The following is a 24,780-nucleotide window of genomic DNA, read 5'->3' on the forward strand; positions in this document are numbered from 1 at the left end:
GGTGAATCAATGGCGGGCACATTTCCTACGGAATCGGCTTGAAAATAGTTTTGCTCAAGCCTAAGTCATGTTGTAATCTCAATATTATATCTCTGATCAAAATGGTGAGTTTTCTAATATATTCGAGTCTCTCATTCGTCAAGTTTACGGATGAACATTGTCTGAATAATTTCGGATGTAATTTATTAGCTTCATCAAGTAAGGTGCGTTTTCGGGCCTCTAGACGGTTCTGATTTACGATGCTGAACACTCCGTAACCTGCCAATCCCAAAACGACCATCGGCGCAGCCAGAACAGCTACGCCAGCAAGCATTCCCCCGCCAACCACTGCTCCAGCACCTGCCAGCGTAGTAGCGACTCCTGCACCCCCGTATACTCCAGCCGCTGCCGCACCTGCCACCGTACCGGATACCCATGCCGCACTTGCCGCTCCACCCGCACCCATTCCTAAAAGCACACCTAATATTTCGGGAATGTCGCTGGTTGCTGTTGTTCTAGTTGGATCAGCCAAGCACTGCACGGTCTCATTGAGAATTTTTTCCACTATCGCCAGTGAGCCGAGGTTTGGATAGTTCTTGTCGTTTTCCACAGCCCTTTTTATCTACCCTTCTCTGACAAAAATATTGGGGGAGACACCTCGAATAATCAGATCCTGAAAACAAGTCATTAGCTCAATGCATCCTCTAACCTCTTCTGATGCTTCAGTAGCACATTGCGATCAGGCTGAGAGCCCTTTCTGACTGTCCAAACCCATCCCAAAATCTCGGAAACTCCGCCGTCATTTGCCAACGGCCTAAACTGAGGACATGAGCAAGGGCCAGCCTTACCAACGAATCGGCGACGCTTTCAGCTTGGCCGTGCAGCATGGCGACGGGCCGCCAACGGTTCAACAATGGGTGAATAAGCGCACCGGGCGGCGCTTCTTTACGCGAGTGCCAGTGCAAGCCTGCCATGCTCTACCCGTCGCTAGCCTGGCGGCCAGCTTAGCGGTGCAGCGGCGCACCCTGACCGGTCTAGAGCCGCTGACCAATCTCGCGGCGCGTCTGGTGGTGGAGTGGCAGCCTGACGCCTGCGTATTTCGATTCATATCTCATTCACCGAGCTTAGAGCCGGACCGGGAGTGGAACCGGGTGCAACTGACCCACGCCCCTACCGGACGAAACGCAGAGCGGCTGTGGCTGGTTTGTCCCCGCTGCGGCGGGCGTTGTGGTGTGGTCTATGCCTCACCCTGGAACGCTGAGGGTATTGAGCAGGCAGCGGCGCTGGTGGGGTGCCGAAAGTGTCTGGGCCTCACCGACGTGAGCAGGCAGCGTCACAAGACACTCGACTGGACTTGCGACGTGATGGGCCTCAGCCGGGGAATACCTAAACCCTATCGGCGGCGTGGTGACGGTACGCTGAGGCGAGCTATTAGTGTCTTTGACCGGCGCTGGGCACGAGTGTTTCGAAAACTAGGGATTGGACTGGATTGATTGGACTGTAAGCCATGTAGTTCCATAATGGCAGAATGATCATTCTTCTACGTTTATTTGAGATGTTTTTATCCAGCGCAATGTTATTTATCTTACTGCCAATTATAATTCTTTCAGGTTACGTAATTTTTTCCTCTGAGGCCTTCGGGATTTTTTTCAAGACAGTGTCGATCCTTCTGTTGGGTTCTGTATTATGGGCAGTTATATTTTCAAAGGTGCAGAAATCGTCGTTCTGGATAAAGGCTATTGCAGCTGTATGGCCCCTACCTGTAGCAATGTTTTATCTCTATAAAATCAGTGAAGTACCCTCTTGATGACCTCTAATGGAGAAGTAAAAAACAAATTCCAGGATCATTTTCCTAGGCCATTTTCGGCACATCACCAAGGATCTATAGCAATTTTACCTCCCCCTTCACCCTCTACCCCGGTGCCATTCGGTAGTCCTCACCAAGTAAAAACCCGCCCTGGGCTGGGCGGGTGTGCAGTGGTGCCGGTGGTGAATCTCAGCAGGACGGCTTGTCGTCCAGGCTGCCGAGCGGATCAGTGAAGCCCCATTGACTACCTTCGAGTTCGAGCAGGCGGCTCAGGGTGCTGCTGCTGAGGCCAGCTTCTACCCAGTGCGCCGCCCATGTCTGGACGATGGGCCTCAATAACGCGGCGAGGTGATTGGCGGCGGCAGCTTCGGCAAGCGACTGAACCGCACAGGCAGGGCAAGCGGCGGGACCGGTCAGCATCGGGGCCGGGGTGATGCTGCCGCAGACGGCGCAGTGAGTTAGGGCGGTAGTGCTGTTGGTGGTGTCGTTCATGGTGTTGACTCCTAGTGGTGAGGCGGGGGCGGCGTATCTGCACGCCCCCGGATGAATTCAGGCTGCGTGCTGGCGTGCGCTGGGATAGCAGCGGCACAAGTGCGCCCAGACCCGCCGGGCCTCGCTCTCGGTCAGGGCAGCCAGCGAGTCCAGCGGGAACGGCTCACACAGCGCAGCGGCGGCCAAGCCGTAGTGCTGGAAGCTGGGCAGCCCAACCCGACCCATGATTTTGTGCAGCCGAGCGGCGCGGGCCTTGCCGATGGTCTGGGAGGCCAGCGTCTCGGCGGTCACGGTCACGGTGTCAGCATTCCTCAGCAGGCTCAGAGCGCGGGGCAACTCGACGGCCTGGCTGTTGACGGTGGCCGCCAGCTCGCCGCCCAGCACTTCACGGCTCAGGGTAACGGTGTGACGGGCGACTTCGACCACCACGCCGCACTCGCGGTAGGTGGTGACGGTCTGCCAGGTGCGGCTCAGAGCGGGCTTGCTGGGCGTGTTAGTGTTCATGGTGATTCCTTCCGTACGGGGGAGTCAGCGGGGGCGCTCTCTTTCGACGGGAAGCGCCCCTTACTGCTACTTGCAATTGTATCAGTTTATGATACTATGTGTCAAGAGGTGATACTTTGAAAGGGATGAATGAGCAAGTGAGGCAAGCCGTCAGGGAACGAATGAAGCAGCAGGCCATGACCCACGAGAAGCTCGCTGAGCTGACCAGTATTCAGCGGCCAAACGTCACCCGGCTTCTGACTGGGCAGAGTGGGGCCATTCCTGAAAATTGGCAGAAGGTTTTAGACACGCTGGGCTTGGAACTGGTGGCCCAGCCAAAACGGGAGAGCTGAGCTATGCCCAAACGAGCCAACGGTGAAGGCACGCTGAGCAGGCGCAAAGACAGGGCTGGAAAAACAATCGGCTGGCGGGGCGCTATCACGGTGGGCCATCACGAAGACGGCAGTCAGGATCGGCGGTGGATCAGTGGCAAGACCCAGGCCGAGGTGCAAGACAAGTTGCGGGCCTTACAAGCCGATATGCACAGTGGCATGGTGGCCGACACGGAAGGCTTAACGGTGGCTGACTTCATGGTTCGCTGGACGGAACATAAGGAGCGCGACGGCGTGAAGCCGAATACCGTCCAGAGCTACCGGGACACAGTGCGCCTTTACATCACGCCGCACATTGGCCGGGTGAAGCTTGCGAAACTCAAGCCTTTGGATATTGAGCGGCTGCTCTCCAAGATGCAAAAGGACGGCAAGAGTGCGGCCAATCGCCGCTACAGCCTGCGCGTGCTGAGTATGGCCCTTCGTCAAGGAGTGCGCTGGCAGATGTTGCCGCGCAACGTAGCCGACGTGATTAGCCCGCCGAAAGCCGAGCGTTCAGAGATGAAGATATGGACGCTTGAACAGGTGGTGACATTTCTGGATGCCTCCCAGGTTCATCGGCTCCACGCGGCCTTCGACTTGGCCCTGATGACCGGAATGAGGCGCGGTGAAGTGCTGGGCTTGCAGTGGGCGGACATTGACTTCGAGCGCTCCCGGTTGACTATCCGGCACAACTTGGTCGAAGTTCACAGCGACGGCGTGGCCGGAAAACAGCAGGCGGGGAAGCCTACCGTCTCTTCAATTCAGGTCAAGCTTCAGACTCCCAAGACAGCGGCGTCACGGCGCACTGTGGCGCTCTCACCCGGTACGCTCTCCAAGTTGCGAGAGCATCAAGCTCAGCAGGAATGGGAATGCTCAGCGGCGGCGGAAGCGTGGCAAGATCAGGGCTTCGTCTTCGCCTCGGAGCTGGGCGGGCCGACCAACCCGAACTACTTCTACGACCAATTCAAAAAATTGGCACGGGAAGCCAAGCTGCCAAACATTCGCTTCCATGACTTGCGGCATACGGCGGCTTCGCTGATGATCCGGCGTGGCTTGAATCCCAAAGTGGTGAGTGACCGACTGGGCCACACTGACCCCGCATTTACCCTGCGCGTTTACACGCACCTGTATGACGATCAGCGCGAAGAGGCGGCATTTGATCTAAGTGACTTCTTTCCGGTGGCCGCAGGTGGGCCAAATTGAGTCATTTTTGAGCCAGTAGTGACACGGTAGTGACAATCGCCGCGTCGAGGTGCATGACAACAGAAGAGAGAAACGGAAAAACCCCGTCTAGGACGAGGTTCTCTGTGGTGTGCCTGAAGGGATTCGAACCCCTGGCCTTCTGATCCGTAGTCAGACGCTCTATCCAGCTGAGCTACAGGCACATGTGGCGGAGAGAGAGAGATTCGAACTCTCGATACCCTTGTGAGGTATACAGTCTTAGCAGGACTGGGGTTTCAGCCACTCACCCATCTCTCCAGCAATCTTTGCTGGGCTGGCCCATAACGTTGGCGGAGGGTGAGGGATTCGAACCCCCGGTAGGTTGCCCTACTACAGTTTTCAAGACTGTCGCCTTCAACCGCTCGGCCAACCCCCCACGCGCGGCGGCGGGGCGCACCAAAGAGGCTTCTCCGGATGCGTAAGGGAGTATAGGGGCCATCTCCGGGCTTGTCAAATCACCCTTCCATCTTGCCCCTTACCGGCGGCGCAGCAGCGCACCTATTCCCAGTCCCAGGGCGGCTGCCAGCGCCCAGCCCCAGCGCAGTGGCGAGGGTCGCAACTGGGCCTGGCCGTCCAGAAATGCCCTGAGCGCTCGCTCGTGCGGAGTGCTGGGCGGCGCGGGCAGGGTTTGCGGCGGCAGCGTCAGGTCGGCGTGAACGACGCCGCTGAGGTAGGCGTTCTCGCGTGGGTGACCCGAGTGGGCGGCGAGTTGTCTGCCGACTTCGCGCAACTGCTTGGGCGGGCCGGTTTCCACCCAGGGCAGCAGCGCTAGAAACCCGCTGCGGGGCGGCGTCAGGGCGTAGCTGCGCGGCGACAGACTTTCCTCTTCCGGCCCGGTGACGCTGCTCTGGCCGTCGAAGGTCAGGTCGAGCAGGTTACCCACCACCATTGGGTTGACGGCATAGCGGACCCGGCCCTGATTCGTCACCTGCCAGCTGCTCTCCAGCCAGGCCAGCGGCTGGTCGCGCGGCGTCGTGCCCGCCGGGTAGATGCCTTCCATGCCAGTCCAGGGACTGCCGTTGGCATCGGGTTGCAGCAAGACCGTGCAGCCCTGCGCTGTCAGCGTACCGATCACGTCGGCCCGGAAGGCATCGAGACTGATTGCCACGCCGAGGTCACCCACAGGCGTCGGAAAGACGCGCAACTCCGCGAGGTCACCGGGCGAGAGGTCGACGCCGCCCTGTTCCTCGTCGGGCGTGAGGTGAACCTTGTTGGCGGTGCCGATCAGCTCGCCGTCTGGGGCAAAAATGGCCGTCTGGTTGTAGAGGGCGCTGCCTTCGCGTCTGAGTTGATCACCGTGCAGACGGTAATGCGGTATCGGCATGCTGCCCGACACCAGATAAACGCCGTACTCGCGGGCCAGATCGCGGCAGGTCGTCAGGTAAAGAGAAACGTTCTCGCCCGAGCGGGCCAGTTGCAGCGCGCGGATGGGGGAGACGCGCTCACCCGACCACGCAGCGCGGATCAGGATCGGCAGCACTTCCGGCAGGTGCTGGGTGAGCAGCAGCGCCGCCGCCCATTCGAATTTGCTGGTGGCCGCCGCCAACGCTCCGCCGCGCAGCACCAGCGGCAGGCCGTTGAGTTCGGTCAGCACCACCAGATTCGGCTGGGTCTCCGACAGATGGGACCGGGCCGCGTCAAATTGTGCGCGCATCCAGCGCTCGAAGGCCGCTTTGCTCAGAAAGTCGTGGGCGTGCCACTTGGGCTGCACGGCCACGGCGCGGATGTGCCGGGGGGTCGTCATGGCCTGAGCTTAGCGGTTGTAACCGGGCGCAAGGAGGGCACAGCCGCCGCAATCTCAAACGAAAACCGCCCAGGACTTCTCCCAGGCGGCCCGCTTTGGTCGCTGACTCAGCGAACGATGCGCTGGCCCCGGCGGATGCCGAGCTTGTTGGTCAGGGCGATGTAAGCGTCGTAGTCCTTGCCTTCCAGGTACTTGAGCAGGCGGCGGCGCTGGCCGTTCATCAGCTGCAGGCCGCGCTGGCCAGCCTTATCCTTCTTGTTGGTGCCCAGGTGCTTACTCAGGTTGCTGATCCGGTCAGACAAGAGTGCGATCTGCACGCTGGTGCTGCCGGTGTCCTGCGCGTCCTTGCCATAGGTGTTCATGATCTCTTTGCGGTGTGCGGCGTCCATAATGTACCTTCTTCTGTTGGGTGTCCGGTCCGGTTCAGTCAGGAGAAGCCCTCCCCCGTCACGGCGGCAAAGGTCAGTGTAGCAGTTGTCGGTCAAGCGCGGCAAGTCCAGCGGCCAGACGCTATCTTGCCGGGCATGTACGTGGTTGTCGAAGGCCCCATCGGTGTCGGAAAGACCAGCCTCGCGGGGCGGCTCTCGCAGCGCTACGGCGCGGAGCTGCACCTCGAATTGGTCGAGGAAAATCCCTTCCTGGCCCGCTTCTACGAGTCGCCCGAGAGCTACGCCTTTCAGGTGCAGGTGTATTTTCTGCTTTTCCGCTTCAAGCAGCTTTCCGGCATCAGCCAGGCGGGGCTATTCAGCCAGAACGTGGTGGGCGATTACCTGTTCGACAAGGACTTTATTTTCGCTTCGATGAATCTCAAAGACGCCGAGTTCGCGCTGTATCAAGACCTCTACAGCCACCTCAGCCCCAGGTTGCCCGTGCCAGATCTGGTGATTTATCTGCGGGCCGAGCCGGAAGAACTGCTGCGGCGTATCGCCCGGCGAAACCGCTCCTTCGAGGACGCCATGCCTGCCGCTTACCTAGCGGAGTTGACCCGGCGCTACGACGAGTACTTCCAAACTTATCCGGGCCGGGTCCTGACCGTGGGCGCGGACGAACTCGATTTCGTGGGCAACCCCGAGCACGAACGCGATCTCCTGGCACGCATCGACGCGGTGCTGAACTTGCCTGCACCCGTGTCCGGCTGATGTATGTCGCGGTCAGCGGCAACATCGGCAGCGGCAAGAGCAGCCTGACCCGGATGCTCTCGGAGCGCTACGGCCTGCGCCCGGTCTACGAACCCTACGCCGAGAATCCTTACCTCGAAGACTTTTACCGGGACATGCAGCGCTATTCGTTTCACTCGCAGATCTACTTTCTGAGTAAACGGCTGGAACAGCACCTGAGTCTGGTCAACGGGGCCATGTACGTCATTCAGGACCGCACCGTCTTCGAAGACGCCGGGGTGTTTGCCCGCAACCTCTACGAGGGCGGCCAGATGCAGCCCCGCGACTGGGAGACATATCTGGGCTTGTACCGGGGCATTCTGCCGGCCCTGCGGGTGCCGGATTTGCTGATTCACATCGACGCCTCGCTGCCGACTTTAAGGAGCCGTATCGCCCTGCGCGGGCGCGGGTACGAGCAGAGCATTCCCGAAGCGTATCTGGCCGACCTCAACACGCTCTATGCCCGCTGGGCCGATCAGTATGACCATAGCCCGGTGATTCGCGTGCCTGGCGATGAGTACGATTTCGTCCATGACCCGGCGGCCTTCAGCTGGGTCTGCACCCAGGTCGAGGCGCGCGGCTACGGCCTGCCGCTGCTGCGGTAATCGGGGAGGAGCGGTCTGCCGGTGGGCATAGCTTCGCTGACCGTGTACGGCTGTGCCCAGCGCGTTGCCCCGCAGCGTCTCGGGGTGGTGCCTGGCTGTATGCTGGAGTTCTATGCGTCTCGCTGCCCTGTGCGCTGCCCTCGACCTGCCTGCTCCGGTGGCCGACCTGGAGATTAGCGGCGTGACCCATAATGCCGCCTGGGTCACGCCCGGCGCGGCGTTCGTGGCGATTCGCGGCGCAAAGGTGGACGGCCACAGCTTCGCGCCGCAGGCGGCCCAGCAGGGTGCGGCGGCGATCTTCGGCGAGGGCTGGCCGCTGCCCGGTCCCTGCCCTCTGCCCTACGTCACCGTGCCGGATGCCCGCGCCGCGCTGGCCGATCTGGCCGCCGCGCTGGAAAGCTGGCCCAGCCGCGAACTGAAGGTGGTGGGCGTCACCGGCACCGACGGCAAGACCACCACCAGCTGGCTGACGGTCCATCTGCTGCGCTCGGCGGGGCTGCAAAGTGGCCTTCTGAGTACGGTGGGCTACCAGCTCGGTGACGGCCAGACGCGCCACTTTCCGGCCCATTTCACCACCCCAGAGTCGCCGCAGGTGCAAGCCACCCTGCGTGAACTGGTGTCCAGCGGGGCGCAGGCGGTAGTGCTGGAAGCCAGCAGCCACGCCCTGGCCTTAGAGCGGGTGCGGGCGGTGGCCTGGGACGTGGCGATCTGGACCCACCTCACCAGCGAACACCTCGACTTTCACGGCGACATGGAGAGCTACTTCGCCGAAAAGCGCAAGCTGATCGAGCGCGCGCCCTTCGCGGTGCTGAACGCCGACGATCCTTGGACCGAACGGCTCAAGCTGGGGCCACACGTGACCTACAGCGAGTCGGGCCGCGCCGCCGATTGGCAGGCCCAGCAGATCGAGGAGCAGCCCGGCGGCCTGGCCTTCGAGGTCATGTCACCTGCCGGAACCTTCGCGGCCTTTTTGCCGATGATCGGCCGCTTCAATGTCGGGAACGCGCTGGCGGCGATGGCGGCAGCGCACCAGTTGGGAGCCAGCGCCGAACAGCTCACTGCCGGCCTGGCGAGTTTCGCGGGCGTGCCAGGGCGCATGGAACTCGTCGCCAGCCCGGTGGGTCCCTCGCCTGCGCTGGGGCCGAGGATCATTGTCGATTTTGCCCACACCCCGCCGAGCCTGGAAAAAGCCCTGGGCACTTTGCGCGCCACCACACGAGGCCAACTGATTGTGGTGATCGGTGCGGCGGGCGGGCCGCGCGACCCCGGCAAGCGCGGGCCGCTGGGCGAGGTTGCCACCCGCCTGGCCGACGAGGCCATTTTCACTGAGGAAGACTGCCGAGATACCCCACTGGTCGAAATTCTGACCGCAATGGCACTCGGTGCAAAAGGCACGGGGCGGGCCAACTACTGCATTATTCCCGACCGTCAGCACGCTATTCGCCACGCGGTGCGGCTGGCTGGCCCCGGCGACACGGTATTGCTGGCTGGAAAGGGTCCCGAGGACACCCTGGAGCGCGCAGACGAGACGATTGCCTGGAATGAGGTCGAGGAAGCGCGAACCGCGCTGAGCCTCTTGGAAGAGTAGACACTGAAAACGGTAGGTGCTAGAGCGTCCTAGACGGTTCAGCCTTCTGCGCCGGACCGTCAGCAATCGGCACGGCCCAGCTTCGCAGCAGCGCCCATCCTGCCAGCAGCGCCAGGGCACCCAGTGGCAGCAGCAGTGTCAGCGCGTCGACGCGCCGCCACAGGGCACAGGCCATCAAGAGCGGCACGGCGGGGGCCGAGGCCAGCAGTACGGCGGCGCTGAGGATGCTACCGGGTTCGGGATGGCGTGATTGCCGCCAGGCCAGGCCCAGGCTCAGCAGCGAACAGAGCAGCGCCACGCCTGCCAGTAGCCAAGTGATGCCCAATGCCCAGCCGGGGCGCAGCAGGGAGCCCATCGGCAGCCCGATCACGACGCCCGGCAGCACCAGCGCGCCCAACCCCAGCAAATACAGCCCGCGCAGCCGCCTAAAGGTGGCGGGCGGAGGTGGCGCGGCTTGAAGCGGTTCCGGCACACTCATGCCGACAAGTTTACCCGGCGCTCACGGCAGGCGTCTCCAGGCGGGCAGCGACGCCCCCGACTTCCAGCACCGCGTCCGGCGGCAGATCTTTGCGGATGCGGGCCAGTGCCACATCGCCCACGCTGCTGCCGGTGCGTCCCACCAGCTTGCCGCCCAGCAGAATGTCGGCGTGGGCAGGCAAGGCTTCGCCGCGCACCTGGGTCAGGTGGTAGCGGGTGTTGCCGCGCGCTTCCAGCCGGGCCATGATCTCCTGGCCCACATAGCAGCCCTTGCGGTAACTCATGGCGCTGTCCAGGCCGACTTCCTGCGGCAGCAAACCCGCCCAGCCGTCCTGGGTCACGTCGCTGATTCCGGCGCGGACACGGGCGGCCTCCAGATCGGCGAAGGGCAACTCCTCGGCGTTCAGGGCAGTCAGCAGTGCCGCCTCGTGTTGGCGCAGGTAGTGCAGGTCCAGACCCGGCGTGCCGCTGCGGTCAATGCGCCCGGCCAACACGGTGCCGCCGCCCAGCTCGAAAGACTGCACTGCCGCGCCCGCCGTCTCCCAGCCCGGCACCGTCTCGCTCCAGACATGCAGCGTGGCGAGCTGATCCGTCACGTCCTGCACCTCCACCGCGTCGAAAATGATGTACTTTCGGAACCGGGCAGCCAGGGCCGGGGCTTGGTGCTCGGCCAGGTGCAGGTATACGTCGCCCTCGCGCTTGTAGATGTGGGCGAAGAACTCGATCTGCCCCTTGTGGTTCAGGAAGCAGGCGGGCACCATGCCGGGGGTCGGCGCGGCCTTGAGGTTGTTGGTCATCTGGCTCTGCACGAAGTCGAGCCGGTCCGCTCCGGTCAGGCGCAGGGCGCTGGAAGGCAGGCGGGTGAAGGCGGTCATGGAGAAATCCTAAGCCAGGTCGGGCCGACAAACTGTGCAGCGCGAGTGTGTACCCTGGAGCATGGACTTTAACCAGTACCGCCGACCCGGCCTGCCGCGCCTGAAGCTCTACGCCAGCTTGTACGCCATGCTCGTCTTGACGGCGGTGCTGGGGCGCAGTCGCCCCGGCGAGCTGGGCACCCTGGAAACGCTCAGGCGCAGCAGCTTTAGCCGCATCATGTTCATGGATATCGGCATGATCAGCACGCTGGGAGCGCTGTATCTGGTGCTGGAGGGCAAGACGCCCGTGCGGGTACCGGGCGCGGTGGCCACCCTCTTCGCGGGCAGCTTCGCCCTGATCCCGGCGCTGGCCTGGGAAGACTGGACGGCCATGCGCGGGGAAGGCGAGAACTGAGGCGCTACAGCGCCTGAATCTTCTTCAGCACCTCGCCGGGGCGCAGGGTGTAGTCGCCGGTCTTTTCCTCTACGAAGCGGAAGCGCAGTTTGCCTTCCTTGTCGATCAGAAACACCGCCCGGCCCGAGATGGCGCGGTCCTCAATGGCCACGCCGTAACTGCGGGCCACCTCGAGATTCATGTCGGCCAGCAGCGGCACCTCGATGCCGTACTCGGCGGCCCAGGCCTTATGGGTGTGCAGGCTGTCACGGTTGATGCCCAGTACGACCGCGTCCGCTTCGGCGAAATCGTCCTGGCGGCCCGAGTATTCGGGAAGCTGCATGCTGCACACCGGCGAGAAATCGAGCGGATAAAACACCAGCACCACGTTCTTGTGGCCCCGGTAGCTGCTGAGCGTCACCGGATCGCCGCCCGTGGAGGGCAGGGTGAAGTCGGGCGCGAGGTCGCCCACTTGCAGCGCGGTCGGAGCAGGAGTCGTCATGCCGCCAGTTTAGCCGAAGCGCCCAGCATCGGCAGGCGCATGCCTGAACGAATTCTGTGGGGAGTGGAGTGAAAGCTTAGTCGTCTAAATGCTGAACCTAATGCAAGCCTTCATGCTTCCTGACGAATTGTCTGTTAGACGGATTTGTGACCCAGGGCAGGGTGATATTCTGTCGTTACGTCCGCCTCAGGAAAGCAGTTCTGCTTAAGTCGCACATGCGGCGAGACGAGCAAAGGAGCGCTTATGGCCGATGTGATGCCCCCCAATATGCTGGCGGATGTGCCCCAGACCCCCGCCGGGCTGCTCAGCAACCGTGAGAAGGACCGCCTGATCGAGCGCGGCTTCCTGGGCTTGTACCGCTGGTACACCGCCCGCAGTCAGGAAACCCGCAACTGGAACGCCGACAAATCGTTTAACTGGCGCGCGCTCTCGCCCAATCTACCGCCCGACATCATGACCGTGCTGACCGGCTTCTTCGCCGTCGAGCAGTACGCCCCGGATTTCACCAGCAACCTGATCAATCTGGTGCGCCGCTCGCATGGCCGCAGCCACTTTCAGATGCGCTGGGGCAGCGAGGAAGAGAAGCACGCCGACGCCTGGGAAAACTCGGTGCTGTTCTCGGGCCAGCGTACGCCTCAGTGGATTGCCGAGTACAAGGAGCGCCTCAAGTCCCAGACCTGGGAGCTGCCCTTCCCCGACGCCCTGCACAACATGGTCTACACCGTGTTTCAGGAGCGCGCCACCCAGCTCAACTACCTGAACATGATGAAAATCGCTCAGGGCAAGAGTGACAAGCCGCACCTCAAAGACTTCTCCGACCCGGTGCTGGCCAAAGTCGCCCAGACCATCGCAGTGGACGAGGCGGCGCACTACAACTTCTTCCTCGAAGGCGTGCGGATGTACCTCTACTACTACCCGCAGCGCACCCTGGAAGCCATTCGCGCCATCGTCTCGCAGTTCTCGATGCCCGCCGCCAAGCTGGTGCCGGACTGGGAGAAGTTCTACGAAACGGTGTACCGCGCCGGCATCTACGGCCCGCGTGACTTCTCGCGCGACGTGATGCAGGTGGCCTTTCGCAATCTCGGCATCGAGAGTCGCAAATCGCTGGAAGAGGGCCTGAAAAAAACCCGCGAGGTGCCGGACTTCGACGGCGGCAACTTCAAGTCCACCGTCATCTGGGACACCTTCGACTACGGCATGGTGGAAGGCGACGTCAAGAGACTGCACATGCGTATTCAGGACTACGAGAAGCTGATCGGCTTCGATGCTATCGATCCCACCGAGTTCATCCAGAACCCTGCCGTGCCCCGCAGGACCGAGCAGGCGGCGGACGACTAAGTCACGCAACATCGCAAACGCCGGGGCCAACGCTCCGGCGTTTTCAATTTGCTTGTGATTCGCTGATGTCCAGCGGAAAGACCCCGGTAAAGAGTCTCGGCCAGGCCAGATGTGCTACGCCCACGCTCAACGCCAGGCCTTCGTCTGCGAAATGCCGCGCCCATAGGTCCCCGATCATCGGCGTGATGATCTGCTGGAGGTGCTCTTCCGCCGTCGCCCGCTGCTCGCCCAGGTCGTAGGGGCTGGGCTGGTGCAGCCGCGCCCGTACCTCGGGGCGCACGAACGCCTGATACAGCGCGTCGTCCACCATTTGCGAGAGGAGGGCCTGCGCCTGCGCGGCGCGGTTCACGACCTGCCCGGCCAGCTTGCCGAAGGCGACGGCGCTGCCCAGGGTGTTGCCCGCCGTGTTCCAGGCCGAGTACCCCGCCAGCTTCGCCAGCGGCAGCGGTTGAAGCATGGTCCACAGCCGCCGCTCCGCGCCGTTGGGGTAGGCGATGTCGGCCAGCACGACCCGCTGTCCAGCTGCCAGTGCTTCAGCCACTCGGTCGACGAAGGCAGGTAGGTGGCGCTGGGCCGTGTCCACCGTGCCGAAATCTGGCTGCCCGTTGGCCTGCCGTGTGCCCGGCGTGTTAACCATCAGCACGAAATCGGCCTCCTGGGGCGTATCGGCCAGTCGGCAGCCCGCCGCCCGCAGGTGGGCGCGCAGCAACTCTCCGGCGGGGCGGTCCTCGTAGATCAGGCCCGCCTGTGACCCGTTCAGACCGCTGTAGACGACCCAGGCGGATTGCGGCTGCGGGCACAGCGCGCGGGCGATCAGGGTGCACGGCACCTCGTCGGCTCCGGGATAGATGTCCACCCGGCTCCAGAGTGCCAGGGCGTCGGTCCTCGCTTCCAGGGCGCGGCGGTCCAGGGCGGCCAAACCGTACTCGGCGGTGTCGTCCAGGGTCAGGCACAGGTGCGCGATGATGCCCACCCTGACCAGTTCGAGCGCGGCCAGGTGCAGGGCATGGTTGCGCCGCCGGGTGCCCAGCCAGTCGGCCAGAATCTCAGGGGGCAGGGCGGCCTGGGCCGTGTCCAGCGCGGAGCGCTCGCCCTCGCCGTGGCGCGCCAGTTTGTCGAGGGCCACTCCGTAGGCGCGCAGCTCGCGGCCCCATTGCCCGTAGTAGGGTTTTTCCTCATGGGGGTCGTTGTCGTGGGCGACGCGTACCACCACCCCGAAGGCGTAGATACTCAGTGCCGGGTTGAGCGCCCTGACTTCTCGCAGCACGTCCAGCCGCGCCAGTACGTCATCCAGCGAATCCGAGACGCGCCGGGCCGGGATCATGCCGCCGAGTGTCAGGGTTTCCAGGCACACCACCAGCACGTCGCTCTGAGGAGCCATCCTGAGGAGCCACTGACGCAGCTTGGCCGGGTCGCCGGGCGTGAAGAAGTGGGGCAGTGCCTTCTGCGGCGGCACGCCGACCTCCGCGCCGACCATCTGGGCCAGCAGGGTCGGCAGCGTCAGGGTGACCGGGCGGGTGTCGGGGGGAATCAAGAGCAGGCGGGTCACCCTTCGAGCCGCTCCGTCACCCAGGCCATCACCGCATCGCGCATCTTCTGGCTGGTGTAGTGGCCCACGCCGGGATACACCTGGGCGCTGAAGTGCTCGGGGCTCCCCGCCGCGAGGTAGGCCCGCTCCAGGGCGGCGGCGGTGGGGACGTGGTGCTGCTCAAGCGCGAACACCGGGTCGCTGTCACCGCTCAGGAGCAGCAGCGGGGTGGGCGGGTAGCCCTCGGCGTGGGTGTTGGGCCGCTGGGCTTCCAGAAAGGCCCGGGTGCCCGGCGCGTTCACGTCCGGCTCCTGCCACACGCCCGACGTGATCAGCGCCACCGCGCCATGCACCCGACGCTCGCTGCGGGCCAGGCTGAGGGCCACGTAGCCGCCCATGCTGCTGCCCACCACGAACACCGGCACCTTGCCGAATTCGCTCAGCAGCGCCGTGATGAACGCCTCGGCCTCGGCCACGCTGCGCCGTGCACTTTCCCAGACGAACTCGCGGTGATTCAGCCCCGGCTGGCTGAGGGTCCGCTCGCCGTGCAGCGGCGCGTCGGGAATGACGACGGCCACGCCCTGGGCGGTCAGCGCCGAGTAGACGCCCAGTTTGCCCTCCTTGGCCGCGCCGGAGCCGTGGTAAGCGATCAGCAGGGCGCGAACGGGCAGGCTGGGCCGCTCGATCAAGCACGGCACGCGGGCGAAGACGCGGCGCTCAACGCTGTAGGGCACGCCCCCTGCTTGAGGCGAGGCGTGCGGGTCGTCCGGCGAAAAGGTGCGCTCGGCGGTCATGGAACGCGGCCCGGCGTAGCGTGCGCGGCGGTGTGGTTCATCGGCATTTCCCCCTGAAAGCTGAATGGCAACTCGAACTGGGGGCATTCTCTCATAGACGGTCGACCGCTTCGCGCCTAGACGTTGGCGCCCAGCGCCCGCAGCTTCTCGCGCAGGGCCGTGCCGTCAACCCGGCGCACCTCGCCGCCGTACTCGCGCGCTGCCCAGGCCGCCGCCACCCCTGCCGCCTCGCCCATGCTGTGGCAGTTTTGCTGCACCCGGATCGAACTCTGCGCCTCGAAGGTGCTGCTGGCCGCTCTGCCCGGCACCAGCAGATTGCGGATGCCCTGCGGCACGATGCAGCGGTACGGCAGCTCGTGGTAAGCGTCGGGAGCGAAGTAGGGCGCGGTGCCCTCGCGCTCGTGCAGCAGCTTCGCGCCGCCCTTGACGCTGTGGATGTCTACCGGGTAGTGGTTCTTGCAGATCGAGTCCTCAAACTTGCGGCAATCGAGCATGTCGCTCAGCGTCAGGGTGTAGTCGCCCACGATGCGCCGCGTTTCGCGCACGCCGACCATCGGGGCGTAGCTGCCGAGGTAGGCGTCCTGGCAGCCGGGCAGGGAGGTCTTGCTGAAGCGGATCAAGCGCTCGATGGCCTCCCGTCCATCGGTCTGCGCGCCGGAAAGATGCCAGGGATCGGTGCCGTCGTTGAGGTCGGCCCGGATGCGCGGGCAGTTGAAGCTCAGCTCATTGGGGCGGCCCGGCACGCTGAAGGCCTGGAAGTAATCGCCGTCGCGCTCCTGAAGCACCCCATCTGCCACCGCCTGCTTGAACAAGGGCTCCAGGCTGCTCTTCTTGCCCCACACCATCCAGAAGTGCATGAAGCGGGGCGATTCCTGCCACTGGCCGTTGGCGCTCAGGAAGGCGCACAGCCGCTCCAGGTCCACCCCGGCCAGGGAGAAGCGCAGGCTCATGGCCTGGTGCAGCCCGTCCTCGTCTCCGGCGTGAAACGGCACGCCCGCAGCGGCGGCCACGTCGGCGTCGCCGGTGGCGTCGATGAACACGTCCGCTTCCAGGCCCTGCAAACCGCCCTTGTTGTGGACGACCAGCGACCTGATGCGCTCACCGTCCAGTACCGGCGCGACGACGCTGGTGTGGTACAGCACCTCGCCGCCCGCTTCGATCAGCAGGCGCTCCAGCACGTATTTCAGGCCCTCGGGGTTGAACCAGTTGTCGTTGCCGTTCTGGTCCCGCGCGCCGTCGCCGCGGGCCAGCAGCCGGGCCTTGAGTTCGTCGGTCAGCCCCCGGTTGAGGTTCTGGCCCGCCGAGACGTTCTTCATCAGCGGCGTGACCCAGGCGTTGGTGCCGCTGCCGCCGAGGCTGCCCTGGGCTTCCAGGACCAGCACCCGCGCACCTGCCCGCGCTGCCGCGACGCCCGCGATCGCCCCCGCCGTGCCGCCGCCCGCCACCAGCACGTCCCAGCGCTGATCTGAAGTGGCGTAGGGCAGGCTCAGGCGAACCGCTCCGCTCCGGGATCGGCTGCGCTGAATTCTGCTGTGCTCGATTCGGGCAAGCTGGCTTCCAGCGGGCGTTTGAGAATAACCACCAGATCGCGGGTGGCTCCGTGCTGCATGGCGGTGTCGCTGGTTCCGGTCACTTCCCAGCCGCCTGCGCCCAGCGCGTTGAGGGCCTGCTCAAGCTGCTCGCCGTCTACGATGCCGCCCAGCAGGCCGCCCGTTTCGAATTTGACCACCTGATACTCCCAGCGTTTCATGCTTGCGCCTCCCGGAGCGGTTTCCTGAACCCAGTGTGCGCCCACGCGCTCTGCTGTGACCGTTCAAATTCGACAATGTTCAGGCGTGGGCCAGTGCTGGCGCGAGTCGAAGCGAAGGTGCTTTTCAGTCGATGTCGACGCTGCCATAAGACTGGCCATTGACGAAGACCTCGAAGGGACCAGTTCGGGCAGGGCTGCCGGGGTCGCTGTAGGTTTCGGCCACGTTGCCGGTCACGGGTGGGCAGCCGACGCTGCCGCTGACCGGGCGGCCCTGCACCGCCAGTTCCAGGCGCGTGGGGGTGCGCCGACCGACCTTGAAATTGGTGAAATGCAGGCAGCCACCCTGCGCCACGCTGACGGTGATCCTGAGCACCCCGGTGGCCGCCACGCTCGGCGGCAGGCTGACCTTCAGCACGTCGATCACTTCGGGCGGGTCGTTCGGCGTGGGTTTGTCCTGCGCTGGTGCGGACTGGCAGGCGCTCAGGTCCAGCACCGACCAGATCAGGCAGGAGGCGAGCAAGGCAGCGCGTTTCACGGTGAACCTCCTGGGCAGAATCGCGGGACTGGTTACTCGACGCCGACGCTGCCGTAGGACTGACCGTTCACGAAGACCTCAAAGGGACTGGTTCGGGCAGGGCTGCCGGGGTCAATGTAGGTTTTTTCAGCAGAACCGATGATCGCCGGACAGACCACATTCTTTCCGCTTGGCGACGTGCCTTGGGCCAGCAATTTGAGGGTGCTGGCAGTGCGCTCCTGCACGGCGAAGCCCTTGAAGGTCTGACAGCCGCCCAGCGTTACCGTGATGACGACCGGTAGATCGTCGCTGGCACCGACATGCTGGGGCACAACGACCCGGGTGACGGTCAGCTCGACGGTTTCGGTGCCGTGCGGAGTGCTCTGGCAAGCGGTGAGCGCCAGCGTTGCCAATCCCAGCAGCGTCCAGGGTTTCATGCTTCACTCTACGCCTCGTCGGGCTTTAGCCTTTCACCGCGCCCTCAATGCCCCGCATGAAATAGCGTTGCAGTGAGGCGAACACGATCAGAATCGGGATGATGACCAGCACCGCGCCCGCCATCGTCGCCCGGCTGTTGGTGCTGAAGGTGCCCGAGAGTTCCAGCAGGCCCGCCGAGAGCGGCAGCATCTGCGGGTCGAGCGGCAGAATGCGTGCCCACAGAAAGCTGTTCCACAGAGCCACAAATTCCAGAATGGCGAAGGCCGCGATGGTCGGCATCGAGAGCGGCAGCATGATGCGCCGCCAGATGGTCAGCTCTTTTGCGCCGTCGATGCGGGCCGCCTCGATCAGTTCCAGCGGCACGCCCAGGTACGCCTGCCGGATCAGAAACAGGCCCACGATGCTGGCGATGCTCGGCAGCACGATGGCCGCGTACTGGGTAATCATGTCCCACACCGGGCCGCGCTGCTCCAGGAGGCCGAGCTTGATGGTGGTGACATAGTTGACGATCAGGCCCGATTCGTTGGGCAGCACCACCAGCGCCAGAATCGCGTAGAAGATCAGATCGCGGCCCGCAAAGCGCATCTTGGCGAGCGGGTAGGCCGCCAGCGCCGCGAAGGTCACGCTGCCCAGCACGCCCACCGTGCAGATCACGACGCTGTTGAGCACCATCCGCCAGAAGGGAACCGTCGTGCCGCTCAGCACGGCCGCGTAGTTCCTGAGGCTGACCCCGCTCGGCGCGAGTTTGGCCTGGTAGATGTTGCCGGTGGGTTCCAGGCTGGTGATCAGCGTCCAGTAAAACGGGTAGAGCATGATCAGCGCGATGAGGACCAGCACGCTGTAGGCGGCCAGATGGTGCAGCCGGGTGCGTTGCCTGCGCCGCGCCTTGAGCTGAGCGGCGGTGCGGGCAAAGTCAGTGGGGGTGGTGGTCATGCGTCTACCCGCCCACCGCGCGTCAGCCGGAAGTTGACGATCCCGAAGATCAGGCTGATGACGGCCACCACGATGCCCGCCGCCGCCGCGTAGCCGTAGCGGAAGTCCTGAAAGGCCTTGGCATACGTGAAAAACAGGGCCGTGTAGGTGCTACCCACCGGCCCGCCCTGGGTCATCACGAAGATTTCCTCGAACACCTTGACGGCGCTGATGGTGCTCAGCAGGCTGCAGACCAGGATGGTGGGCCGCAGCCCCGGCAGCGTGATATTGACAAATACCTGCCAGCGGGTGGCCCCGTCGATCACGGCGGCTTCCTCCAGTTCACGGCCGATGCTCTGCAAGCCCGCCAGATACAGCACCATGTAGTAGCCGACGCCCTTCCACAGCGTCACGAACATCACCGCGTAGAGTGCTGAGCCGGGGTTGTTGAGCAGGCTGCTGTCGCGGTTCATCAGGCCCAGATGCATCAGCACGAAGTTGACCGGCCCCGACTGCTGGTACATCCAGGTCCAGATCAGACCCACCACCGCGAAACTGGTCACCACCGGCACGTAGAAAGCGGTGCGAAAAAAGCCGATGCCCTTGAGCGGCTGGTTGACCAGCATGGCGACGCCGATGCTGAGGAGTTGAATGACCGGCACCACCAGAATGTATTTGAGACTGTTGACGACCCCGCTCCAGAACTGCTGGTCCCGAATGAGTTCGCGGAAATTGTCGAGGCCCACGAACTGGGGCGGGCTGATGATGTTGTAGTTGGTAAACGCCAGGTACGTGCCGAAGATGATCGGCCAGGTGTGGTACAGCAGCAGCAGCGCCAGAAACGGAGCCATGAAGCTGTAGGCCAGCAGCGCCGTGCGGAACGTGGTGCGGCGGCTCTGGCGGCTGCGACGGGGTGGCGAGGCGGGGCGGGTCAGGCTCAAGGGGTGTCCTTTTGGGATGGGGGATGGAAGAGCGCCAGCGCTTATCTGCCACTCCCGATCAGCGTCAGCCCGATCAGCGCCGGATTGGCTTCCTTCCCCTCGCTGATGAGCGTCACCGATTTGATGACCTGACCGGGTTTGGGGTTGACCCAGTCCAGCACGCCCAGATTCACGTCCAGACCGTCTGCCGTCTTGCCGCGCCAGCCGGGAGCCTGCACCATGCTGCTGGGCGTCAGCTCGGTCCAGGCGCGGATGTGCCGCCCATAGTCGAGTGGCTGCACCACCTTGCTGCCGTCGGCGTAGACGATCTCGTAGCGGCCTACCGTGTCACGGGTTTTGGGCGTGGTCCAGCCGGTGGTATGCAAAAAGGCCAGGCGGTCGGCCTTCTGGTTCAGCTCGACGGTGGCCTGCGTCGGCAAATCGGACGCCGCGCCGCGCGAGCCTTTCAGCATCACCGCGCCGCCGATGGCAAAGCGGTACGCGCCGATCTTGACCGTGCCGGTGGGCAGTTTGGAGAGGTCGATGGCCGGTCCCTTGTGAATCCAGCCTTTCTCGTCGGGGTCGCTGAGGGGGCGCGTCACCAGCTTGGAGAGGTCCACCAGTTGCCCGGCGTGCTGGGCGTAGGGGGTCGGGGCGTAGAGGTCGCGGTAGGTCGTCTCGGCCAGGGTCGGGTCCACCTCGGCCAGCGGTTTGGCCCCCGGATTCCAGAAGCTGTTGCCGCCGCGCACATAGTTCACGCCCTGGTCGGCCTGCCCATCCCAGAGACTGGGATTGCCGAAGTAGCCGGTCCAGCGCGTCTGGATCATGCCGTCCGCGCTCCGCTTCTGAGCGGCCAACGCGTAATTCTCGGTGCCCAGCGGGTCGCCCCAGCTCGCGCCCAGCGCCTTGAAGCCCGCGTCCTTGATGGTGCTGAGAATCGGGTAATCGGGAGCCGGACTGTAGTTCCAGGAGGCCACCGTGATGTCTTTGGGAAGCTGGGCGGGCAGGCTGGCGGCCACCGCGTCGGCAAACGCCGCGTCGTGCCAGATCATCGTACCCACGTTCAGCGACTTGAGTTCATCGTGCAGTTTCAGCGTGTCGTCCACGAACAGCTTCTCGAAGCCGACGGCCTTGCCGTTGTCGCGCGCCGGAAAGCGGTCGCGGTTGCGCACCTCGTCGTGGCCGATATGAATCTGCTTCGGCTTGAAGGTCTCTACCGCCTCCTTCAGAACTGGAAAAATCACCCGGCTGTAGGTTTCGGGGTTGAGCGTGTCATAGGCGTAGGGGTTCTGCGACTGCGGATCCTGCACCAGATCGAGGTTCTTGCCGCCCTGGAACATCCAGCCGACGTGGCCCAGGGTTTCGATCAGCGGAATCGGCTCCAGGCCGTAGCTGCGCGCCAGATCGGCCACCCGCGCCGCCTCGGCCTTGCTCGCCCCGCCCGCTGAGGCCCAGCCGCCCGCCTTCGCCACATCCCACTGCACGTAATCGCTCATGATCAGCACGGCGTTGTATTTCAGCCCCGCCAGCATCGGGATTAGCCGGTCGTTGACGCCTCTACTGTACGAGTCGAGGTAAATCATCGCCACGCGCTGTTTCAGGCCCGGAAAATCCTGAATGCGGGCGAAGCGCACTCCGGCTGGGGTTAGCAGTTGCCGCAGTGTCTGAGCGCCGTGGTAAGCACCCTGCGCATCGGCCCCGACGATGTACGCCCCGCTCTGATCGACCCACAGCGCGTAGCCTTCCGGCTGCTCGGTATACAGGCCCGCCGCCTTCGCCCGGGCTGCCAGAGCGGGGTCCGAGCGTGTGCCGATGGTGATGCTGACGCTTCCGCTGTCTGGCAGCACCGTCTCCAGCCGGGTCTGCCACTCGGCCTTCAGATCGCGGGCGGCCCAGCCGAGTTCCGGGGCGCTACCGACCAGCTTGAGGCCCAGGCCCGTCAGAGGCAAGGTCCCGGCAGGAAACTCAGCCTTCTGTGGGGCCGGAATCAGCACTTTGCCTGGCACGGCAGCCAGCGCGTCCGGCACCGGGGTCAGAGTGGCGGGCGCGGCCAGGGCAGGGGAGAGCAGCAGAGCAGTGAGGAGAGCGGCCTGCTGGCCCCAGCTCACAGAGAGGCGTTCCACGCCTTCACGATGTCGTCGAGCGCGGCCTTGGCCGTTTTCTGGCCCAGCATGGCCGCCTCGACATTGTCCTTGAAAACCTTGTTGAGTTTGGAGGCGTCGGGGTAGATCAGCGTCAGATCCTTGGCCTTCTTCAGTTCCTTGCTGCTCACGAGCCGTCCCTGATCAGTCGCGTTGGTGCCGCCCGCCTTGAAGTACTTGTCACCGCTGGCCTTCACCGTCGAGGGAAAGGTCGTCTGGGTGACCTTGGAAAAGGCCAGCTGGTTGGCGTCGTTGGTCAGAAACAGGGCCAGTTGCTGCGCCAGCGCCTTGTCCTTGACGCCTTTGGGCACCACCATGCCCATCAGCGGCGTGTGAATGACGTTTCCGGCGATGTTGATCGGGTACGGCGCGACTTTGGTGAGGTCGTACACCGCTTTGTTGTCGTTGGCGACCCGCAAAATGAACTGGGGCCCGGTGATCAGCATGGCCAGTTTGCCCGCCGAGTAGAGTTCGGTGGCCCCCACATAGCCCCGGCGCAGGGTGTCTTCGGGGATGTAGTCTTTCTTGTACAGGTCGATATAGGTTTGCAGCAGTTGGATGTGCTTGTCGGAATTGAAGACGGCCTTGCTCTTATCATTGCTCAGAATTGGCAGGCCCGCTTCCTGAAACAGATACAGCAGCCCGGTGCCGTTGATGTTGGGCATGAAGCCGTACATTCCGGTCTTGTCCTTGATCTGCTTCGCGGCGGCGATCATGGTCTGAATGGTCAACGGGGGTTTGCTGGCATCGAGGCCAGCTTTCTTGAAGATGTCAGTGTTGTAGGCCACCACTTTGGGTGCCCAGTACCAGGGCGTGCCGTAGACCTTGTTGTCGAAGGTGAAGGTCGAGAGCGGCGAGGCGAAGTAGAGCTTTTTCTGGGCGTCACTGAGCGTCATTGGCTCCAGCGCGCCCTGCTGCACCATCTTCACGGTCATGTCGCTGCTGAGGTTGACCACGGCGGGCGGGCGTCCGGCGGCGACAGCGGCCAGCAGCTTCTGCTCGATGGCGGTGGCAGGCACGTCCACCCACTTGACGTCCGTATCGGGGTTGGCCTTCTCGAAGGCGGCGGCGAGGCGGTTCATCTCGTCGTTGAAGAGTGGCGCGAGCGAGATGGTCCAGAATTCCAGGGTGGCTTTCTGGGCGCTGGCGGCGGAGAGGCCCAGCAGGGCGGCGGTCATCAGCAAGGTCTTGGTCATCTTGGCTCCCCCGGACAAGGCCGGATGGTCTGCGGTTTGGGTGACTGAGGAGTCAATTTAGCCTGTCTTTCGCTGGCGATGGTAAGAGGTTCAGTCAGCAATCCAGTTATCCGGCAGCGCCGACCGTCAGGTGCACGGCCTGCACGGCGCTGTATTTGCGGACCTGTCCGGTTTCAGGATCGAGGCTGAGCGTGGTGTAGGCGGTGTTGCCGTGCCGAAAGAGCCCGCGCCGCATTGCCTCGCTGGGCGTGAGGCCGCTGAGGGCGCACAGCAGGGCGCTGAGGGTCAGGCCGTGCGACACCGCGATGGCTAGCTCACCGCCGGACCGGGGCCGGGCTTCCTCGAACCAAGCCCGCGCCCGCGCCGTCGTCTCGGCAAAGCTTTCCCCGCCGGGCGGGTGCAGTGCGCCGAAGTCCTGGGTCCAGGCCTGCTCGAACACCGGGTTCTCGGCCAGCAGCTCGCTGAGCAGTCGGCCCTCGTACTCGCCGAACGACTGCTCGCGCAGCCGGGGGTCGGTGATGACCGCCGCGCCGAGGGCTGCCGCCACCGCCTGCGCCGTCTGCTGGGCGCGTGTCAGATCGCTGGCCCAGATGCGGCTGGGAGGCCTGCCCAGTTGCCCGCCCTGAACCTGCTCAGCGAGGTGGACGGCCAGGTGCTGTGCCTGCGCCCGGCCCTCCTCGTCGAGCGGCACTTCCGAGCGGCCCTGGATTTTCCCGGCCTGGTTGTGGGCGGTGCGGCCATGCCGGATCAGCAGCAGGGTGGCGGCTGGCAGAGGTGGATTCTGGGGCGTGCTCACGGCACGATCCGGGTTCCGGCCTGGCCCGCTGCTGCCTGCCGCAGCACCCCGGCCTGCATGCCGCTGGCGATGGTGGCGTAGGTAGCCCCGCGTTCCAGGGCGTCTAGGGCGGCGCGCACCTTGGGCAGCATCCCGCCTGCGATCCAGCCCTCGGCCATGCCTGCCTCGGCCTCGGCGCGGCTGAGCTGCTGCGTCATCGAAGCCGGGTCGGGGAACTGTCTGTACACCCCGTCCACGTCGGTCAGGAAGATGACGCCCTCGCCCAGCGCTCCGGCCACCGCGCCCGCCGCGGTGTCGGCGTTGACGTTGAGCGCCTCGCCGTGTTCGTCGACGGCCACGCAGCCCACCACCGGAATCAGGTTCACCTGGGTCAGGGTGCGCAGCAGTTCGGCGTTCACACTCACGATTTTGCCCACCCGGCCCAGCTCGCCGCCCAGTGGGGTGGCCACCAGCAGCCGCGAATCGTGGCCGAGCAGGCCCAGCGCGCCGCCGATCTCATACGACAGCTCCTTGTTGAGCTGCCCCAGCGCCATCATGATGATCTGCATGGCGGTGGGTGTGGTAACACGCAGGCCGCGCACGAATTCGCTCTTGATGCCGCGCAGCGCCAGCTCGCGCTCGATGACCGGGCCGCCGCCGTGAACGACCACCAGCGCTTGCTCGCAGCCCAGGGCGGCCAGTTCGCGCGCCACCGCCCGGCGCAGTTCGGGACTTTTCATGGCGTTGCCGCCGTACTTGACGATCATGCCGCCCAGGATAAGGCCCGGCTGCCCGTGACT

General features: G+C 64.2%; 28 protein-coding genes and 3 tRNA genes. 8 read left to right on the plus strand and 23 right to left on the minus strand.

The window, feature by feature from the left end:
- Positions 1–25 precede the first annotated feature (25 nt).
- Positions 26–589 (minus strand): hypothetical protein, encoded by a 564-nt coding sequence (locus GUI70_RS06510; protein ID WP_161881487.1) that lies wholly within the window; start codon positions 587–589, stop codon positions 26–28.
- Between the two features lie 217 nt (positions 590–806).
- Between GUI70_RS06510 and GUI70_RS06515 the strand changes: the two genes are divergently transcribed.
- Positions 807–1,472, plus strand: a complete 666-nt coding sequence (locus tag GUI70_RS06515; RefSeq protein WP_161881488.1) for a hypothetical protein — start codon at positions 807–809, stop codon at positions 1,470–1,472.
- Positions 1,473–1,975: 503 nt separating this feature from the next.
- Here GUI70_RS06515 and GUI70_RS06520 read toward each other — a convergent pair.
- Positions 1,976–2,278 carry a hypothetical protein gene (locus tag GUI70_RS06520; RefSeq protein ID WP_161881489.1) on the minus strand — a complete coding sequence of 101 codons (303 nt, stop codon included), beginning with the start codon at positions 2,276–2,278 and terminating at the stop codon, positions 1,976–1,978.
- A gap of 57 nt (positions 2,279–2,335) precedes the next feature.
- Positions 2,336–2,782: a hypothetical protein gene (locus GUI70_RS06525; RefSeq protein ID WP_161881490.1), complete on the minus strand. Its 447-nt coding sequence runs from the start codon at positions 2,780–2,782 to the stop codon at positions 2,336–2,338.
- Between the two features lie 176 nt (positions 2,783–2,958).
- On the opposite strand from GUI70_RS06525, the gene GUI70_RS06530 reads away from it, so the two are divergent.
- Both GUI70_RS06530 and GUI70_RS06535 read left to right on the plus strand, forming a co-directional pair.
- The gene (locus tag GUI70_RS06530; RefSeq protein ID WP_237724748.1) at positions 2,959–3,114 is read left to right on the plus strand and encodes a helix-turn-helix domain-containing protein; all 156 of its coding nucleotides are present in this window, start codon (positions 2,959–2,961) and stop codon (positions 3,112–3,114) included.
- 198 nt (positions 3,115–3,312) lie between these two features.
- Entirely contained in the window at positions 3,313–4,335 is a 1,023-nt protein-coding gene (locus GUI70_RS06535; protein WP_161881492.1) for a tyrosine-type recombinase/integrase, read from the plus strand.
- A gap of 105 nt (positions 4,336–4,440) precedes the next feature.
- On the opposite strand, the gene GUI70_RS06540 is transcribed toward GUI70_RS06535, so the two are convergent.
- The 5 genes from GUI70_RS06540 to rpsO form a co-directional block, all read right to left on the minus strand.
- Positions 4,441–4,517: transfer RNA gene (locus tag GUI70_RS06540), tRNA-Arg, on the minus strand.
- A gap of 3 nt (positions 4,518–4,520) precedes the next feature.
- Positions 4,521–4,611, minus strand: a tRNA-Ser gene (locus tag GUI70_RS06545).
- A gap of 30 nt (positions 4,612–4,641) precedes the next feature.
- Positions 4,642–4,729: transfer RNA gene (locus GUI70_RS06550), tRNA-Ser, on the minus strand.
- 99 nt (positions 4,730–4,828) lie between these two features.
- Entirely contained in the window at positions 4,829–6,097 is a 1,269-nt protein-coding gene (locus GUI70_RS06555) for a nitrilase-related carbon-nitrogen hydrolase (RefSeq protein WP_161881493.1), read from the minus strand.
- 107 nt (positions 6,098–6,204) lie between these two features.
- Positions 6,205–6,486, minus strand: a complete 282-nt coding sequence (rpsO, locus tag GUI70_RS06560; protein ID WP_161881494.1) for a 30S ribosomal protein S15 — start codon at positions 6,484–6,486, stop codon at positions 6,205–6,207.
- 135 nt (positions 6,487–6,621) lie between these two features.
- On the opposite strand from rpsO, the gene GUI70_RS06565 reads away from it, so the two are divergent.
- The 3 genes from GUI70_RS06565 (at position 6,622) to GUI70_RS06575 (ending at position 9,447) form a co-directional block, all read left to right on the plus strand.
- Positions 6,622–7,236, plus strand: coding sequence for a deoxynucleoside kinase (locus tag GUI70_RS06565; protein WP_161881495.1), 615 nt, complete (start codon positions 6,622–6,624; stop codon positions 7,234–7,236).
- Entirely contained in the window at positions 7,236–7,859 is a 624-nt protein-coding gene (locus GUI70_RS06570) for a deoxynucleoside kinase (RefSeq protein ID WP_161881496.1), read from the plus strand. The genes GUI70_RS06565 and GUI70_RS06570 overlap by 1 nt, the downstream gene beginning before the upstream one ends.
- A gap of 112 nt (positions 7,860–7,971) precedes the next feature.
- Entirely contained in the window at positions 7,972–9,447 is a 1,476-nt protein-coding gene (locus GUI70_RS06575) for a UDP-N-acetylmuramoyl-L-alanyl-D-glutamate--2,6-diaminopimelate ligase (RefSeq protein ID WP_161881497.1), read from the plus strand.
- Positions 9,448–9,466: 19 nt separating this feature from the next.
- On the opposite strand, the gene GUI70_RS06580 is transcribed toward GUI70_RS06575, so the two are convergent.
- Complete coding sequence (locus GUI70_RS06580) at positions 9,467–9,925, minus strand: hypothetical protein (RefSeq protein WP_161881498.1); 459 nt, start codon at positions 9,923–9,925, stop codon at positions 9,467–9,469.
- Between the two features lie 10 nt (positions 9,926–9,935).
- Positions 9,936–10,799: a CAF17-like 4Fe-4S cluster assembly/insertion protein YgfZ gene (ygfZ, locus tag GUI70_RS06585; protein ID WP_161881499.1), complete on the minus strand. Its 864-nt coding sequence runs from the start codon at positions 10,797–10,799 to the stop codon at positions 9,936–9,938.
- A gap of 61 nt (positions 10,800–10,860) precedes the next feature.
- Here ygfZ and GUI70_RS06590 point away from each other — a divergent pair, with 61 nt between their 5' ends.
- Positions 10,861–11,193, plus strand: a complete 333-nt coding sequence (locus GUI70_RS06590) for a hypothetical protein (protein WP_202630415.1) — start codon at positions 10,861–10,863, stop codon at positions 11,191–11,193.
- Positions 11,194–11,197: 4 nt separating this feature from the next.
- Here GUI70_RS06590 and GUI70_RS06595 read toward each other — a convergent pair whose 3' ends face one another.
- A complete protein-coding gene (locus GUI70_RS06595) occupies positions 11,198–11,674 on the minus strand; it encodes a peroxiredoxin (RefSeq protein ID WP_161881500.1) in 477 nt (158 codons plus the stop codon).
- Between the two features lie 243 nt (positions 11,675–11,917).
- On the opposite strand from GUI70_RS06595, the gene GUI70_RS06600 reads away from it, so the two are divergent.
- Positions 11,918–13,012, plus strand: a complete 1,095-nt coding sequence (locus tag GUI70_RS06600; RefSeq protein ID WP_161881501.1) for an acyl-ACP desaturase — start codon at positions 11,918–11,920, stop codon at positions 13,010–13,012.
- Between the two features lie 43 nt (positions 13,013–13,055).
- Here the strand turns inward: GUI70_RS06600 and GUI70_RS06605 are convergent, their stop codons facing one another.
- The 12 genes from GUI70_RS06605 to argB all read right to left on the minus strand — a co-directional run bounded on the left by GUI70_RS06605 (position 13,056) and on the right by argB (position 24,747).
- On the minus strand, positions 13,056–14,561 hold the full coding sequence (locus tag GUI70_RS06605) for a DUF4127 family protein (RefSeq protein WP_161881502.1): 1,506 nt from the start codon (positions 14,559–14,561) through the stop codon (positions 13,056–13,058).
- Entirely contained in the window at positions 14,558–15,334 is a 777-nt protein-coding gene (locus tag GUI70_RS06610; protein ID WP_161881503.1) for an alpha/beta hydrolase, read from the minus strand. Before GUI70_RS06610 ends, GUI70_RS06605 begins: the two co-directional genes overlap by 4 nt.
- Positions 15,335–15,450: 116 nt before the next feature.
- A complete protein-coding gene (locus tag GUI70_RS06615; RefSeq protein WP_237724749.1) occupies positions 15,451–16,785 on the minus strand; it encodes an FAD-dependent oxidoreductase in 1,335 nt (444 codons plus the stop codon).
- Between the two features lie 35 nt (positions 16,786–16,820).
- A complete protein-coding gene (locus GUI70_RS06620; protein ID WP_161881504.1) occupies positions 16,821–17,084 on the minus strand; it encodes a DUF4177 domain-containing protein in 264 nt (87 codons plus the stop codon).
- Positions 17,085–17,208: 124 nt separating this feature from the next.
- Positions 17,209–17,619, minus strand: a complete 411-nt coding sequence (locus GUI70_RS06625; RefSeq protein ID WP_161881505.1) for a hypothetical protein — start codon at positions 17,617–17,619, stop codon at positions 17,209–17,211.
- 32 nt (positions 17,620–17,651) lie between these two features.
- Entirely contained in the window at positions 17,652–18,035 is a 384-nt protein-coding gene (locus GUI70_RS06630) for a hypothetical protein (RefSeq protein ID WP_161881506.1), read from the minus strand.
- A gap of 25 nt (positions 18,036–18,060) precedes the next feature.
- On the minus strand, positions 18,061–18,969 hold the full coding sequence (locus tag GUI70_RS06635; RefSeq protein WP_161881507.1) for a carbohydrate ABC transporter permease: 909 nt from the start codon (positions 18,967–18,969) through the stop codon (positions 18,061–18,063).
- On the minus strand, positions 18,966–19,883 hold the full coding sequence (locus tag GUI70_RS06640) for a carbohydrate ABC transporter permease (protein WP_438503455.1): 918 nt from the start codon (positions 19,881–19,883) through the stop codon (positions 18,966–18,968). The genes GUI70_RS06635 and GUI70_RS06640 overlap by 4 nt, the downstream gene beginning before the upstream one ends.
- Before the next feature lie 47 nt (positions 19,884–19,930).
- Entirely contained in the window at positions 19,931–21,991 is a 2,061-nt protein-coding gene (locus GUI70_RS06645) for a beta-N-acetylhexosaminidase (RefSeq protein ID WP_237724750.1), read from the minus strand.
- Complete coding sequence (locus tag GUI70_RS06650) at positions 21,973–23,205, minus strand: ABC transporter substrate-binding protein (protein ID WP_161881508.1); 1,233 nt, start codon at positions 23,203–23,205, stop codon at positions 21,973–21,975. Before GUI70_RS06650 ends, GUI70_RS06645 begins: the two co-directional genes overlap by 19 nt.
- Positions 23,206–23,311: 106 nt before the next feature.
- Positions 23,312–24,001: a histidine phosphatase family protein gene (locus GUI70_RS06655; RefSeq protein ID WP_161881509.1), complete on the minus strand. Its 690-nt coding sequence runs from the start codon at positions 23,999–24,001 to the stop codon at positions 23,312–23,314.
- Positions 23,998–24,747, minus strand: a complete 750-nt coding sequence (gene argB, locus GUI70_RS06660) for an acetylglutamate kinase (protein WP_161881510.1) — start codon at positions 24,745–24,747, stop codon at positions 23,998–24,000. The genes GUI70_RS06655 and argB overlap by 4 nt, the downstream gene beginning before the upstream one ends.
- Positions 24,748–24,780: the final 33 nt, after the last annotated feature.

The sequence above is a fragment of the Deinococcus alpinitundrae genome, from assembly GCF_009982895.1.
Lineage (GTDB): Bacteria > Deinococcota > Deinococci > Deinococcales > Deinococcaceae > Deinococcus > Deinococcus alpinitundrae.

Excerpts from the sequence above, each read along its gene's own strand:
- GUI70_RS06515 (WP_161881488.1), top strand. The coding sequence starts at position 807 with ATGAGCAAGGGCCAGCCTTACCAACGAATCGGCGACGCTTTCAGCTTG.
- GUI70_RS06520 (WP_161881489.1), bottom strand. The coding sequence starts at position 2,278 with ATGAACGACACCACCAACAGCACTACCGCCCTAACTCACTGCGCCGTC.
- GUI70_RS06525 (WP_161881490.1), bottom strand. The coding sequence starts at position 2,782 with ATGAACACTAACACGCCCAGCAAGCCCGCTCTGAGCCGCACCTGGCAG.
- GUI70_RS06530 (WP_237724748.1), top strand. The coding sequence starts at position 2,959 with ATGACCCACGAGAAGCTCGCTGAGCTGACCAGTATTCAGCGGCCAAAC.
- GUI70_RS06535 (WP_161881492.1), top strand. The coding sequence starts at position 3,313 with ATGGTGGCCGACACGGAAGGCTTAACGGTGGCTGACTTCATGGTTCGC.
- GUI70_RS06555 (WP_161881493.1), bottom strand. The coding sequence starts at position 6,097 with ATGACGACCCCCCGGCACATCCGCGCCGTGGCCGTGCAGCCCAAGTGG.
- rpsO (WP_161881494.1), bottom strand. The coding sequence starts at position 6,486 with ATGGACGCCGCACACCGCAAAGAGATCATGAACACCTATGGCAAGGAC.
- GUI70_RS06565 (WP_161881495.1), top strand. The coding sequence starts at position 6,622 with ATGTACGTGGTTGTCGAAGGCCCCATCGGTGTCGGAAAGACCAGCCTC.
- GUI70_RS06570 (WP_161881496.1), top strand. The coding sequence starts at position 7,236 with ATGTATGTCGCGGTCAGCGGCAACATCGGCAGCGGCAAGAGCAGCCTG.
- GUI70_RS06575 (WP_161881497.1), top strand. The coding sequence starts at position 7,972 with ATGCGTCTCGCTGCCCTGTGCGCTGCCCTCGACCTGCCTGCTCCGGTG.
- GUI70_RS06580 (WP_161881498.1), bottom strand. The coding sequence starts at position 9,925 with ATGAGTGTGCCGGAACCGCTTCAAGCCGCGCCACCTCCGCCCGCCACC.
- ygfZ (WP_161881499.1), bottom strand. The coding sequence starts at position 10,799 with ATGACCGCCTTCACCCGCCTGCCTTCCAGCGCCCTGCGCCTGACCGGA.
- GUI70_RS06590 (WP_202630415.1), top strand. The coding sequence starts at position 10,861 with ATGGACTTTAACCAGTACCGCCGACCCGGCCTGCCGCGCCTGAAGCTC.
- GUI70_RS06595 (WP_161881500.1), bottom strand. The coding sequence starts at position 11,674 with ATGACGACTCCTGCTCCGACCGCGCTGCAAGTGGGCGACCTCGCGCCC.
- GUI70_RS06600 (WP_161881501.1), top strand. The coding sequence starts at position 11,918 with ATGGCCGATGTGATGCCCCCCAATATGCTGGCGGATGTGCCCCAGACC.
- GUI70_RS06610 (WP_161881503.1), bottom strand. The coding sequence starts at position 15,334 with ATGACCGCCGAGCGCACCTTTTCGCCGGACGACCCGCACGCCTCGCCT.
- GUI70_RS06620 (WP_161881504.1), bottom strand. The coding sequence starts at position 17,084 with ATGAAACGCTGGGAGTATCAGGTGGTCAAATTCGAAACGGGCGGCCTG.
- GUI70_RS06630 (WP_161881506.1), bottom strand. The coding sequence starts at position 18,035 with ATGAAACCCTGGACGCTGCTGGGATTGGCAACGCTGGCGCTCACCGCT.
- GUI70_RS06635 (WP_161881507.1), bottom strand. The coding sequence starts at position 18,969 with ATGACCACCACCCCCACTGACTTTGCCCGCACCGCCGCTCAGCTCAAG.
- GUI70_RS06650 (WP_161881508.1), bottom strand. The coding sequence starts at position 23,205 with ATGACCAAGACCTTGCTGATGACCGCCGCCCTGCTGGGCCTCTCCGCC.
- argB (WP_161881510.1), bottom strand. The coding sequence starts at position 24,747 with ATGATCGTCAAGTACGGCGGCAACGCCATGAAAAGTCCCGAACTGCGC.